The 13,545-nt window shown below is 69.8% G+C and carries 10 protein-coding genes and 1 pseudogene; 4 read left to right on the plus strand and 7 right to left on the minus strand.

Translation table 11 applies throughout. The features are described from left to right. A pseudogene (locus MZTS_RS12025) lies at window positions 1-482 on the minus strand (sugar transporter); the annotation flags it as partial. Window positions 483-765: 283 nt separating this feature from the next. Here MZTS_RS12025 and MZTS_RS12030 point away from each other — a divergent pair. Continuing rightward, window positions 766-3,138 (plus strand): right-handed parallel beta-helix repeat-containing protein, encoded by a 2,373-nt coding sequence (locus MZTS_RS12030; protein ID WP_192284023.1) that lies wholly within the window; start codon window positions 766-768, stop codon window positions 3,136-3,138. Window positions 3,139-3,634: 496 nt separating this feature from the next. Further along, on the plus strand, window positions 3,635-4,375 hold the full coding sequence (aqpZ, locus tag MZTS_RS12035; protein ID WP_009861263.1) for an aquaporin Z: 741 nt from the start codon (window positions 3,635-3,637) through the stop codon (window positions 4,373-4,375). Between the two features lie 19 nt (window positions 4,376-4,394). Here the strand turns inward: aqpZ and mnhG are convergent, their stop codons facing one another. Genes mnhG through MZTS_RS12065 form a run of 6 tightly spaced genes read right to left on the minus strand, consistent with a single transcriptional unit; the run spans window position 4,395 to window position 10,398 of the window. After that, a complete protein-coding gene (gene mnhG / locus MZTS_RS12040; protein ID WP_192284024.1) occupies window positions 4,395-4,736 on the minus strand; it encodes a monovalent cation/H(+) antiporter subunit G in 342 nt (113 codons plus the stop codon). Continuing rightward, window positions 4,733-5,017 carry a K+/H+ antiporter subunit F gene (locus MZTS_RS12045; protein ID WP_009866546.1) on the minus strand — a complete coding sequence of 95 codons (285 nt, stop codon included), beginning with the start codon at window positions 5,015-5,017 and terminating at the stop codon, window positions 4,733-4,735. Before MZTS_RS12045 ends, mnhG begins: the two co-directional genes overlap by 4 nt. After that, window positions 5,014-5,502 carry a Na+/H+ antiporter subunit E gene (locus tag MZTS_RS12050; RefSeq protein ID WP_009866547.1) on the minus strand — a complete coding sequence of 163 codons (489 nt, stop codon included), beginning with the start codon at window positions 5,500-5,502 and terminating at the stop codon, window positions 5,014-5,016. The genes MZTS_RS12045 and MZTS_RS12050 overlap by 4 nt, the downstream gene beginning before the upstream one ends. After that, the gene (locus tag MZTS_RS12055; protein WP_009866548.1) at window positions 5,499-7,106 is read right to left on the minus strand and encodes a monovalent cation/H+ antiporter subunit D; all 1,608 of its coding nucleotides are present in this window, start codon (window positions 7,104-7,106) and stop codon (window positions 5,499-5,501) included. The genes MZTS_RS12050 and MZTS_RS12055 overlap by 4 nt, the downstream gene beginning before the upstream one ends. After that, window positions 7,103-7,471: a Na+/H+ antiporter subunit C gene (locus MZTS_RS12060; RefSeq protein WP_009866549.1), complete on the minus strand. Its 369-nt coding sequence runs from the start codon at window positions 7,469-7,471 to the stop codon at window positions 7,103-7,105. Before MZTS_RS12060 ends, MZTS_RS12055 begins: the two co-directional genes overlap by 4 nt. Then, window positions 7,471-10,398 (minus strand): monovalent cation/H+ antiporter subunit A, encoded by a 2,928-nt coding sequence (locus tag MZTS_RS12065; RefSeq protein WP_192284025.1) that lies wholly within the window; start codon window positions 10,396-10,398, stop codon window positions 7,471-7,473. The genes MZTS_RS12060 and MZTS_RS12065 overlap by 1 nt, the downstream gene beginning before the upstream one ends. A 638-nt stretch (window positions 10,399-11,036) precedes the next feature. Here MZTS_RS12065 and MZTS_RS12070 point away from each other — a divergent pair. Together MZTS_RS12070 and MZTS_RS12075 are read left to right on the plus strand one after the other, a co-directional pair. Further along, window positions 11,037-12,374, plus strand: a complete 1,338-nt coding sequence (locus MZTS_RS12070; RefSeq protein ID WP_192284026.1) for a nucleotide sugar dehydrogenase — start codon at window positions 11,037-11,039, stop codon at window positions 12,372-12,374. Next, window positions 12,371-13,342, plus strand: coding sequence for an NAD-dependent epimerase/dehydratase family protein (locus MZTS_RS12075; protein WP_192284027.1), 972 nt, complete (start codon window positions 12,371-12,373; stop codon window positions 13,340-13,342). The genes MZTS_RS12070 and MZTS_RS12075 overlap by 4 nt, the downstream gene beginning before the upstream one ends. Window positions 13,343-13,545 lie beyond the last annotated feature (203 nt).

Here is a 13,545-nt window from a genome sequence, read left to right on the forward strand (position 1 = left end):
GCCCGCGGCCGGCCGCGGGCGAACAGGTAGCGGCGGGTAAAGTCCTGGGCGAGATGGGCGGCGCAGGCCGCTCCCGTCGAGAGTCCGAGCGTCGGATCCCCGAAGGTCAGGGCCAGGCCCGTCCCGACGGCGGCGGCGGCGAGGGCGACGAAGCCGGCCTCGTGAACGAGGACGATGCCGTAATAGGCATGCCCCGCCTCGCCCCGCAAACCCGGACCGATGCTGGCCATCGGGCAGACGACGAGGCCGAGCTGCAGGCTCACGGTGAGCAGCACCGCGATCCAGGCGGTCGAGAACAGGCCGAAGGCTTCGAGGCCGAGGGCGTGGGCCAGCACGATGGTGGTGGCGAAGTTGCACGCGCTCACCAGCGCCTGATCGGCCAGCGACAGCACCGGGCCGGCGCCGCCCCGCACCAGGGCGGAGCGGCCGGCTCCGGCCAGGGCACGGAGATCCCCCCGGAGGTCGCGTGGCAAGGCGGGCATGGGCATCCGGTGGATGGGGAGAAGCCCGGCGACCCTAGACGAGACCGGGAGGCGCACCACGCGGACATCGGGAGGGGCTCCGGCGTTTCGCCGGTCGTTCGAGGTACATCCGAAGTACGGGCTGCCGCGCCCCGGATGATCCGGCGGCCTCGATTGTCAGGAATTGCCGCGCCCGCAAGACTTCCGGCCGATCCGGCGCTCCCCGCGAGAGCCTCCCCGGCCGCACGAGGGTCGGGAAGAGGGTGCGAGGGGTTCGAGCCGGCCAGCGGGCGAGCGAGAACCGATGGGAATGACGACGACCGTCCGCGCCCTGCCGCGGGAGAGCCGGCTCGCCGACCTGTTCCTGGCGGCGGTCGGGCTCGTCTTCGCCGGCTACATGATCTTCGGCAAGACCTTCGCCTATCTCGGGCTGCCGCCGCTCTACGCGGGCGAGTTGCTGTTCCTGCTCGGGCTGCTGGCCGTGGCGGCCGGCACGTCGCGTCTGCGCCTCGGGGCGACGCTCGCAACCGCTCCGGCGCTCTGCGTCGCCGCGCTGATGGGCTGGGTGCTGCTGCGGACGCTGGCGGGCCTGCGCGAGTACAAGGTCGATGCCCTGCGGGACGGCGCGGTCGCCCTCTACGGTGCCTACGCCTTCGTCATGATCGCCCTGCTCCTCGACGATCCCCGGCGGCTCGCCACCCTGCTGCGGATCTTCCGCTGGCTCGCCCGCGTCGTGCTTCCGCTGGCCATCATCGCCTTCATCCTCGGCGACGTCCCGTTCTTCGCGAGCCGGGCGGGCGAGCTCTCGGCCCATCTCACCGGCGCCGTCGTCCTGGCCCTGGTCGGCCTCGTGCGGGTCGGGCCGGGCTGGATCGCCTTCACCGCCCTCGGCGCCCTGCTCGCCGCCATCCAGAACCGGGGTTCCATGCTGGCGATCCTGGTGCCGGTCGGCTTCGCCCTCGTCGCGGTCGGGCAATGGAAGCGGCTGGCCGCGATCCTCGTCCTCGGCGCCGGCATCCTCGGCGGGGCCGCCGCCCTCAACCTCGAGGTCACCCCGCCGGGCAGCGACCGGCCGGTCAGCGCGGCGGCCATGGTGAACAACCTGACCAGCATCGTCGCGCCGAGCACGGCCAACAACCTCGACGACACCAAGCAATGGCGGCTGCGCTGGTGGCGCACCATCGTCGGCTACACCGTGGACGGCCCCTATTTCTGGACCGGCAAGGGATTCGGCCCGAACCTCGCCGAGACCGACGGCTTCGTGGTCGGCCTGGAAGGCGGCGGGCCGACCCTGCGCAGCCCCCACAGCATCCACATGACCTATCTCGCCCGCGCCGGTGTGCCTGGCTTGGCCCTGTGGATCCTCACCTGCGCGGTCTGGATGGGGGCGATGGCCTCCGCCTTCTGGCGGGCGCGGCGGCGCGGTGAGCCGGAATGGTCGGGCTTCTTCCTGTTCCTGATCTGCTACGTCGCCTCGATCGTGATCGATGCGAGCTTCGACGTCGCCCTGGAGGGTCCGATGCTGGCGGTGCCGTTCTGGACGCTGATCGGCATCGGCATCGGCGCGGCGATGATCTTCGCGGCGCGCCCCGGCCTCTCCTCCGCTCCTGCGCCGAAGCCGCGGACGCGGCGCGGATGGGGGGCTGGCGCCCTCCTCCTGGCGGCCCTGCCCATGGGGCCGATTCCCGGCGCCTTCCCCGCCCGCGCCGAGGAGGGGCGCCGCGCCCTTTCCAATCCCTCCGGTCCCTGCCTCGTCCTGCGCGACATCGCCGACCGGACGATCGAGAATCTCGATCTCGGGCCCTGCGGCGCCGAGGGTCTGCGGATCGAGCGCGCCCGCAATGTCACGATCCGCAACCTGACCGTCCGCGATACCGGCAATGTCGGCATCTATGTCGAGAGCGGCGAGGGGATCACCATCGAGGAGAACCGGATCGAGAACGCGCTGTCGGGGATCCGTGCCCTGTCCTCCACCGGGGTCACCGTTCGCTGCAACAGCGTGCGCAACGTGCGCGGGCCGGTCCCCGCCGGGCAATTCGTGCAGTTCGACAAGGTGACGGGCGCCGGCAACGGCATCGCCTGCAATATCGGCGAGAACGAGCCCGGCCACGGCGTCCCGGAGGATGCCATCAGCCTGTACCGCTCCCAGGGGGAGCCGGCCTCGCCGATCCTGGTCAGCCGCAACCGGCTCGTCGGCGGCGGCCCGAGCCAGTCCGGCGGCGGGATCATGCTCGGTGATGCCGGCGGCTCCTATCTCGAAGCCCGCGACAATCTCCTGATCGATCCCGGCCAGTACGGGATCGCGGTGGCGAGCGGCGACCATATGACGATTGCCGACAACGTCGTGATCGCCCGCCCACAACCCTTCACCAATGTCGGCATCTCGGTCTGGAACCAGTACCCGGAGCCCTGCCACACGGTGACGGTGAGCCGGAACATCGTCGATTGGCGCGCCCGCACCGGACGGGCGAATCCCTGGTGGGACGGGAAGAACTGCCCCGGCACGCTGTGGTCCCTGAATCGCACCCTTCCCCTCGATCCCGCGCGCGAGACGGCGGTGCAGCCGTCCTGCGCCTGCCGGAGCGCGGGGCGCACGGGCGCCACCGAGACCCCCAGGATCGACATCCCGAAGACCGGAGGCCCGAAGGCCGGAGCCCCGAAGGAAGCCGCGCGGTGAACCGGCCGGCGGCGCCTGCCATGGCGCTGCCGACAAGACCATGACGCTCCTCATGCTGAGGAGCTGCGCAGCAGCCTCGAAGCACCCCGCGACGCTTCTCCGACCGGATGGGTGTCATGGGATCGACCGTTCCAGGGTGCTTCGAGGCTCGCTTCGCGAGCGCCTCAGCATGAGGACGGTGAGATTGGGCCTAGCCAGTGAGCCCGAACAGGCTCTCAGCCTCGCGAGGACGTCGGGCGAGGCCGAGGTCGTCGAGGGGCCATGGAAGAGGCGAAACCGCGGCCGGCGGTGGACCGCATCACAAAGAGTTACACCTCTTGAGATCCTCGCCCCTTGGGTAGTGCTGGTTGTTGCCCCGGCGCGCCCGTGAAATGGTCGCGGACGCGTCCCGGCGGATGCCGACGCAGACAATCCCGCCCCGCGTCACGCCCATCGGAGCCTCCGCACCGACCGCTCGATGAGCGCCTCGCGACCCCACGAAACGAGAGGTGTCGCCATGGATCACGATACGCTGCGTCGGACCACCGCCGAGTTCTTCGGCACCTTCTGGTTGACCTTCGGCGGCTGCGGCGCCGCCGTGCTCTCCGCCGCCTTTCCGGAACTCGGGATCGGCTTCCTGGGGGTGGCCTTCGCCTTCGGCTTCACCGTGCTCACCATGGCCTATGCCGTCGGCCACATCTCCGGCGGCCACTTCAATCCGGCGGTCACGCTGGGCTTGTGGTCGGCCCGGCGCTGCGCCAACCGGCACGTGCTGCCCTACATCGTTGCCCAGGTGATCGGCGCAATCGTGGCGGCCTTCGCCCTCTACACCATCGCGTCCGGCAAGGCCGGCTGGGTTCCGAACGGCTTCGCCTCGAACGGCTACGGCGCGCTCAGCCCCGGCAAGTACGGCCTCGCGGCCTGCCTGCTCACCGAGGTGCTGACGACCTTCATCTTCCTGTTCATCATCGTCGGCACGACCTCGAAGGGGGCCGCGACCGGCTTTGCCGGCATTCCCATCGGGCTCGCCCTGGTGCTGATCCACCTGATCTCGATCCCGGTGACCAACACCTCGGTCAACCCGGCCCGCAGCACCGGCCCGGCCCTGTTCGCCGGCGGAGAATACGTTGCCCAACTCTGGATGTTCTGGCTCGCCCCCATCGTCGGCGCGATCGCGGCCGGGGCGATGGCACGCTGGCTCTACGAGCCCGCGGATGTGGTCGATACCACCATCGTCGAGCGCCGCGCCGAGGTGTGAGCGCCGGCGCCCGGTGTCGCTACGGCTCCGGCGGCGCCTTCGGATTCTGTTCGGTGCGGTCGCGGTGGGCGGCGGCGCGGGCGAGCAGCAGCATCGTCACCGGCGTGGTGACGGTGATGAACAGGCCGATCAGCGTGTCGCGCAGGACGAGATGGCCCTCCACCAGCGACAGCAGCAGCATCGAGCCGGCAAGGATCAGGGCGGCGCCGAGGGTGGCCCCGAGCGTCGGGGCGTGGACGCGCTCGTAGAAGGTCTTCAGGCGGATGAGCCCAAGGGCCCCGGTCAGCGCGAAGCCGGCGCCGGTCAGCGCCAGCACGACCACGATCCAGGCGGCCCAGGCGGGCAGGTCGGGGCCGGTCACTGGATCACCTCGCCCTGCATCAGGAACTTGGCGAGCGCCACGGTGGCGGTGAAGCCGATCATGCCGAGGATCAGCGCGGCCTCGAAATAGAGCCCGCTGCCGGTGCGCATGCCGTGGACCACGATGGTCAGCATGCCGTTGAGGTAGAGCGTGTCGAGCCCGAGGATGCGGTCCTGGGCGCGGGGGCCGCGCAGCATCCGCCACGCCGCCAGCGCCATCGCCAGCACCAGCATGCCTTGCGCGAGGCCGAGGCCCCAATCGAGGACGGTGGCGGCACTCATGGGAAGATCTCCATCAGCGGGCGCTCGTAGCGGTCCTTGACCCGGCGGACCCATTCCTCCCCGTCCGTATAGTCGAGGACATGCATGAGCAGACGTCCGGTATGGGAATCGTATTGCACCCAGAGGGTGCCGGGCGTGGCCGTGAGGATGATCGACAGCACCGACAGCCCGAACGGCGCGCGCATGTCGAGGGGAATCGAGATGAAGCCCGTCCGCCGCTCGCCGCGGCGCAGTCCGAGGATGATTTTGGCGACGTCGATGTTGGACCGCAGCATGTCGTAGAGGACGGTGGCCGTGAGCCGGGCGATCGTTCCGGGCCGGCGCACCCGCACCGGGCGGGGACGCAGCGCCAGCATCACCGCCGGCACGACCAGCCCGACGAGAAGCGCGAGCAGCACGCTGCCCGGCGTCGGCGGCGCGTTGAGCAGCAGCCAGGTCAGGACGAGGGCCGCCGAGAGCAGCGGATAGGGCAGGATCCGGCTCATGAGCCCGCTCCCGGCGCGGCGGCGCCGTCGAGGACGGCGCGGACATAGTCGTGCGGTTGGGACAGCCAGCGCACCGTCGCCTCGGCGTAGGACAAGGCAGGCCCGCCCCAGACGGCAAGCGCGATGCAGGCCGACAGCAGGATGGCCAGCGCGGCGAATTCGGGCGCGCGCAGCACCGGCGGCGGGTCGTCGTGGGGCACCCACAGGCTGAAGATGCCGAGCCGCACCAGGGGGATCAGCGTGAAGAGGCTGGACAGCGTCAGGGCGGCGATCAGCCCCCAGGCCGAGGCGGTCATCGCCCCGCTGGCGAGGCCCGTGAACATCGCCAGCTTGCCGACGAAACCCGAGAGCGGCGGGATGCCGGCGAGCATCAGCGTGCAGAGCAGGAAGCCGCCGCCGATGATCGCCACCGCCGCCGGGATCGCCCGGCCGATCTCGGTCGAGTCGGCATCGTCGAACGGGTCGCTGTATTCGTCGGCGAAGACCGGCTGCGCCGCATCCGCCGGGTCGCGGCCCCGCTGCAGGATCTCGGCCAGCAGGAACAGGGCGGCGGCGGCGAAGGTCGAGCCGAGCAGGTAGTAGAGCGCCCCCGACAGCGCGCCCTGGTTGCCGGTGCCGAGCGCCGCCAGCACGGTGCCCGAGGAGATCATCACCCCGTAGCCCGCCGCCCGCGTCAGCTCCCGCGCCGCCAGGATGCCGAGGGTGCCGAAGGCGATGGTCGCGAGCCCCGTGGCGAGGATCCAGCTCTGGCCAAAGCCCTGCGCGCTGCCGGCCCCGAACAGGAGCAGGCTCAGGCGCAGGACCACGTAGATGCCGACCTTGCTGAGGATCGCCAGGATCGCCGCCGCCGGGGCGCTGGCGGCGGAATAGGTGGTCGGCAGCCAGAAGCCGAGGGGCCAGGCGCTGCACTTGATCAGGAAGGCGATGCCGAGCACGGCGCAGCCGGCCTCGAACAGGGCGATCTCCGCCGGCGGGCTCGCGAGGCGCCGGGCGAGGTCGGCCATGTTGAGGGTGCCCATGGTGCCGTAGATCAGGCTGACGCCGACGAGGAAGAACAGGGAGGCGACGAGGTTGACGGCGATGTAGCCGAGCCCCGCCCGGATCCGCGTCTCACCCGAGCCGTGCAGCACCAGCCCATAGGAGGCGGCGAGCATCACCTCGAAGAACACGAACAGGTTGAACACGTCGCCGGTGAGGAAGGCGCCGTTGACGCCCATCAGCAGCAGCAGGAACAGGCCGTGGAAGCGCGGCCCCGCCTGGCCCCAGCGGGCGAAGGAGAAAACGAGGGCGGCGAGTCCCAGGGTTCCGGCGAGCGCCAGCATCAGCGCCGAGAGCCGGTCGGCCACCAGCACGATGCCGTAGGGCGCGGCCCAGTTGCCGAGGCGGTACACCTCCGGCGCCTCGCCGACCCGCCCGAGCAGGAGGATGGCGACGGCGAGCATCACCAGCACCGTGACCAGGCTGACCGCCGCCTTCAGGGTCCGCCGCCGCTCGTCCATCAGGAACATCGCCCCGGCGGCGGCGATCGGCAGGACGATGGGCAGGACGACGAGGTGATCCGGCCAGGAACTCGTGACGGTGGCGCTCATGACGGGCGCGTTCATGGATGCGGGTTCTCGGGGGTTGGCTCGGCGTGGTGGGGTTCGCGGCCATCGACATGGTCGTTGCCGGTGACGCCGCGGGCCGCGAGCAGCACGACGAGGAACAGGGCGGTGAGGGCGAAGCCGATCACCAGGGCGGTGAGCACAAGCGCCTGCGGCACCGGATCGTCGACCGAGACGACCTCGGCGCCCTTCCCCAGCACCGGCGGCGCGCCGACGGTCAGCCGGCCCATGGAGAAGATGAACAGGTTCACGGCGTAGCTCAGCAGCGACAGGCCGAGCACCACCTGGAAGGTGCGGGGGCGCAGCATCAGCCAGACGCCCGAGGCGGCGAACACGCCGATGCCGGCAGCGAGCACGATCTCCATTACGCCGCCTCCTCCCCGGTCCGCTCGGCCTCGGCCTCGGCGCTGCGGGTGCGGCGCAGGGATTGGTGCGCCAGCGCCACCAGCATCAGCGCGCTCGCGCCCACCACCAGGACCATGATCCCGAGATCGAACACCAGGGCGCTCGCCGCCGGCACCTTCCCGATCAGGGGCAGCTCCCAATAGGCGAAATAGGCGGTGAGGAACGGGCGCCCGAACGCCCAGGAGGCCGCGCCGGCCAGGACCGCGATCAGCAGGCCGAGGCCGATCCAGCTGATCGGCTGGATGCGCAGCCGCTCCTCCACCCAGCGGGCGCCGCAGGCCATGTATTGCAGGATGAAGGCGATGGTGAGCGCGATGCCCGCCGCGAATCCGCCGCCGGGCAGGTCGTGCCCGCGCAGGAACAGGTGCAGCGACAGCAGGACGATGAAGGGGAACAGCCACGTCATCACCACCCGCGGCACCAGCAGGGCGTCGGCGGCGGTGTCGCCGGGCTTGCGGCCCTCGCGGGCGCGGTCATAGGCGTCGTGGTGGTGCTGCTGCTTCGGCCGCTCCAGGCTGTCCGGTGCCGGGCGGAAGCGGCGCAGCAGCGCGAACACCGTCAGGCCGACGACGCCGAGCACGGAGATCTCGCCGAGGGTGTCGAAGGCGCGGAAATCCACCAGCAGCACGTTGACGACGTTGCGCCCGCCCGCCTGCGGATAGGCCTCCTCCACGAACCAGCGGGCGATGCCGTCGCTCGCCGGCCGGGTCATGACCGCGTAGGCAAAGCCGGCGAGCCCGAGGCCCGCGAAGGAGGCGATGCAGAAATCGATGATCCGGCGGCGGCGCGCCCGGGCCTTCTCGGAGGCGGGCGCGGGGATCGCCTCGTCCCGCTTCGGCAGCCAGCGCAGGCCGAGGAGCAGCAGTACGGTGGTGACGATCTCCACCAGGATCTGTGTCACCGCGAGGTCGGGCGCCGAGAGCCACAGGAAGGTCAGGCTGCTGACGAGGCCCGCCCCGCCGGCGAAGATCACCGCCGACAGGCGGTGGTATTTGGCCCGCTCCGCCGCCCCGACGGCGCAGGCCGCGCCGACCAGCCACATCAGCGCGAAGGCCGGATCGAAGGCCGTGAGCCGGCCCGGCGCGAACAGGTCGAGCCCGCGGGCCACGCCCGCCGCGAGGGCCGAGAGCAGGGCGGCGAGGAACAGGATGCGCAGCTGCGGCTGGAGCCGCTCGGCCCCGAACCACAGTTCCAGCGCGCGGGCGCCCTTGGTCAGGCCGGTCATCGACCGTTCGAACAGCCAGCCCCCGTCGAGCCGGTCCATCAGCCAGGGGCCGCCCCGGGGGTTGGTGTTGATGCGCCGCCCGAACAGGACGTAGAGCGCGATACCGCCGCCCATTGCGACGACGCTCATCGCCAGCGGCGCGTTGAAGCCGTGCCAGATCGCGAGACTGTAGGGCGGGGTCGCGTCGCCGAGCACCGCCCGCACGGCCCGCCCGAGGGCCGGACCGATGGTCAGGTTCGGCACGAGGCCGATGGCGATGCAGGTCAGGACCAGCATCTCGATCGGGATGCGCATCCAGCGCACCGGCTCGTGCGGCTCCTCCGGCAGGTCGTGCGGGGGGCGCCCGAAGAAGGTCTGCCGGATGAAGCGCAGGGAGTAGAGCATGGTGAAGGCGCTCGCGAGCGTCGCCAGCACCGGCAGGGCGAGGTGGATCGGGTGGTCGCCCATGTTGTCGACCGCCTCCGACAGGAACATCTCCTTCGACAGGAAGCCGTTGAGGAGCGGCACCCCGGCCATCGCCGCCGCCGCGACCATCGCCAGGGTCGCGGTGTAGGGCATGGCCCGCCACAGGCCCGAGAGACGGCGCATGTCGCGGGTGCCGGTCTCGTGGTCGATGATGCCGACCGCCATGAACAGCGAGGCCTTGAAGGTCGCGTGGTTCACGGTGTGGAAGATCGCGGCGACCACGGCCAGGGGGGAGTCGAGCCCGAGCAGCAGGGTGATCAGCCCGAGATGGCTGATGGTGGAATAGGCGAGCAGACCCTTGAGATCGTGCTGGAAGATCGCGCTCCACGAGCCGATCAGCATGGTCGCCATGCCGATGGTGCCGACGATCCAGTACCAGGCATCGGTGCCCGCGAGCACCGGCCAGAGGCGGATCATCAGGAAGATGCCGGCCTTCACCATCGTGGCCGAATGCAGATAGGCGCTGATCGGCGTCGGCGCCGCCATCGCCCGGGGAAGCCAGATGTGGAACGGGAACTGCGCCGACTTGGTCAGCGCGCCCGCGAGCACCAGCACCAGCGCCGGAAGGTAGAGCGAGCTGTTGCGGATCGTGTCGCCGGAGGCCAGCACCGTTTCGAGATCGTAGCTGCCGACGATGCGTCCGATCAGGATGGTGCCGACCAGCAGGCAGAGGCCGCCGGCGGCGGTGATCGTCAGCGACATGCGCGCGCCGTCGCGGGCGGCGGCGTTGTCGTACCAATAGCCGATCAACAGGAACGAGACGATGCTGGTCAATTCCCAGAACAGGACCAGCTGGATCAGGTTACCCGAGAGGATGATCCCGAGCATCGCTCCGACGAAGGCGAGGAAATAGGCGAAGAGCCGCGGCACCGGATCGGCGGGCGACATGTAATAGCGCGCGTAGAGCACCACGAGCGCGCCGATGGCGAGCACCAGCACCGAGAACAACCAAGCCAGCCCGTCGAGCCGCAGCACGAAGCGGACGCCGAGGCTCGGCAGCCAATCGATGGCGTGGACGACGCTGCTCCCCCCGGCGAGTTGCGGCGTGAGGGCGAGGATGCAGCCCAGGCTCGTCAGCGTGACGAGCCCGGCCAGGGCGGCGGCGACATTGCGCGCGCGGCTCGGCAAGGCGCCCGCGAGCACGGAACCGAGGAAGGGCAGGATCGCGGCGGCGGCGAGAAGCGTGTTCGACGACATCAACCCGGGCGAGGTGCAGGCTCGGGAGCGGCCTGAAGGATGAATGGTGTGGCGGCTGCGAGCGAAGCCGGCCACCTGCCGGGCGCGGCGCTCACATCGTCCATGTAGGGCATGGCCCAGGATTCGGCTGCAAGGAAAAGGGGAAATGGCCCTGCGGCTCGCGCCGGGTGAGAAACCGCACCTTCCTCCGCCAGCTTCCGTAGGCTTCGCCCGCGCTCACGGCGGGCCGGTTCCCGCCTCGCTGCGCGGTGCCTGTTCGGCACCCCGTGCGGTCTGCGAGAGTGTTTACCTTCGCCAGTCCCGAAATCTTCATGCGCCGCGGTCAAAGTGTCCGCGAACGGGGCATTGCTCTCGTTTTGGAACGGGTTTTCCAAGGCACGCACCTTGCTGAACCAGGGAACGTTCGATCCTCAGCCGAGGCGATCGGGCCATCTGCACGGAAATTCTCCGGTGTGGAGGCCAGGAGGGTTCGGCTGTGACGCAAAAACAGGATGAAGACCATATCGGCGTCGGCCGTCACTGAATTCAAGCAGCCATGATCTTCAGCTGACCGGTCGCGCCGCTTTTCGCGGAGGCCCGGTGCCGGTCTGATCGTCAGGATACTCCGTCGAAGACCCATCCGAATGCGGGACCATGTTATGGACGCGAAGTCAGCCCCCACCGTCGTTATCATCGGTCTCGGCTATGTCGGCCTGACCCTCTCCGTCGCCCTCGCGCGCCGTGGCGTCCAGGTCTACGGCATCGAGAAGCGGCCCGAGGTGGTCGAGAAGACCAATGCCGGCATCCCGCATTTTGCCGAGATCGGGCTTCAGGCCGCCCTGGCCGACGTGGTGAAGAAGGGGCGCTTCGTCGCCAGCACCACGACCAGGGACGTGCCCACGGCGTCGTACTACATCATCACCGTCGGCACGCCGCTATTCCCCCAATCCTACGAGCCCCGGCTCGACATGATCGAGGAGGCCTCCCGCGAGGTCGCCGAGCATTTCACCGACGGCGCCACGGTGATCCTGCGCTCGACCGTGCGCATCGGCACGACGACGGGGGTGGTGAAGCCGATCCTCGACCGCACCGGCAAAGCCTACCACCTCGCCATGTGCCCCGAGCGGACGCTGGAGGGCGACGCCATGCGCGAGCTGATCACCCTGCCCCAGATCATCGGCGGCGAGACGCCGGAGGCCTCCGACAACGCGGCGGCCCTGTTCAGCCGGCTGACCCACACCATCGTCCGGGTCGCGAGCCCGGAGACGGCGGAGATGATCAAGCTCGTCGACAACACCTCGCGGGACGTCCACTTCGCCTTCGCCAACGAGGTGGCGCGGGCCTGCGACGCCCTGGGCATCAATGCCAACGATGTGATCCGCTACGGCAAGCTCGGCTATGCCCGCACCAACGTCGCCGCCCCCGGTCTGGTCGGCGGCCCCTGCCTGGAGAAGGATCCGCACATCCTGCTCTCCTCCGTCGCCGGACAGGGGATCAGCCTCGAGATCACGGCGGCCTCCCGGCTCGTCAACGAGCGCCAGCCCGCCGAGACCGTGGCGAGCCTGGTCCAGCGGCTGCAGGCGCGGCGGTCCGGGCCCTACAAGGCGGTGGTGGCCGGTCTCGCCTTCAAGGGACGGCCGGAGACCGACGACCTGCGCGGGTCGATGTCGCTCCACGTCATCCGTGAGATGATGGCCACCGAGCACTTCTCCGAGATCCGGGTCTATGACGGCGTGGTGCCGATGGATCACATCCGGGCGATCTCGTCGGGCATCACGCCCTACGAGACCCTGACCGCCGCCTGCGAAGGAGCGGACGTGCTCGTCATCGCCAACAACCATCCGGAATATTCGAAGATCGATCTGGAGGCGATCGTCGGCACGATGTCCGCCGATGCCTTCGTTTACGATTACTGGAACAACCTCAGCGAGATGCCGGCGGAAGTGCTGGAAAATCGCTACGTCACCGTGGGCAACCTCGTGGGTAAGTTTCAATGAGCAAGTTGGCCGTCACCGGCGCCGGTGGCTTCATCGGCGCGCATCTGACCCGTGCCCTCCTTGCCGAGGGGCACGAGGTCGTCGCCATCGACAATTACATCCGCGGGCAGGCCTCGCGCCTGGCCGATGCGGAGGGGGCGATCCAGCGGGCCACCCTCGACGTGCGTGACAAGGACGCGCTGAAGCAGGTGCTGGCCGGCGTCGAGTGCGTCTTCCATCTGGCCGCCATCAACGGCACCGAGAATTTCTACACGCAGCCGCAGCTCGTTCTCGATGTCGGCGTGCGCGGGGCTCTCGCCGTCTCCGAGGCCTGCATCGAGGCGGGTGTGCCCGATCTCGTCGTGGCCTCCTCGGCGGAGGTCTACCAGACGCCCCGGGTGGTGCCGACGGCGGAAGACATCGAGATGGTCATCCCCGACTCGCTGAACCCGCGCTATTCCTACGGCGGGTCGAAGCTGATCTCGGAGCTGATCGCGTTCAATTATTGCCGCGACAAGCTCAGGAAGGTCCAGGTCTTCCGGCCCCACAACGTCTACGGTCCCGACATGGGCTGGAAGCACGTCGTGCCGCAGCTGATCGAGAAGATCGTCGCCGCAGGCGACGGCGGATCGATCACGCTGCAGGGGGATGGCAGCGAGACGCGGGCCTTCTGCTACGTCAGCGACGTCGTCGACGGCATCGTCCGCATGTGGCGGGCGGGGAAGACGATGAACGTCTACCATATCGGCTCGATGGAGGAGGTCGCGATCCGCGATCTGGCGCAGGTGACGGCCGAGGCTTTGGGCCGCCGCGTCAGCCTCGTCGCCGGCCCCGCCGCCGCCGGGGCGACGCCGCGCCGCTGCCCGGATATCGGCAAGATGCAGGGCATCGGCTACGCCCCCGCTGTCTCCCTCCGGGAGGGCATCGAGCGGACGGTGGCATGGTATCGCGAGAACCCGGCTCCGACGGAGTCCAACCCCCTGCTCTGAACCGCCATTCGACGGGGGCCATCCCACCAGACACTTCCTCGCGGGGGCGCCGCGGCTCGGATCGATCCTTTGGAGCGATCCTTCCGATTCGCGCGCGATCTCCCAAAGATCCGCGAGCCTCCGCCGCGCCGTAGCAACCTTTGAAGAGGTGGACGGCGTTTGAGTGACGCACCCCCGAAGCTCGGCCTTCCCGGCGGGCCGAG

This window comes from Methylorubrum zatmanii, assembly GCF_014845115.1.
Lineage (GTDB): Bacteria > Pseudomonadota > Alphaproteobacteria > Rhizobiales > Beijerinckiaceae > Methylobacterium > Methylobacterium zatmanii.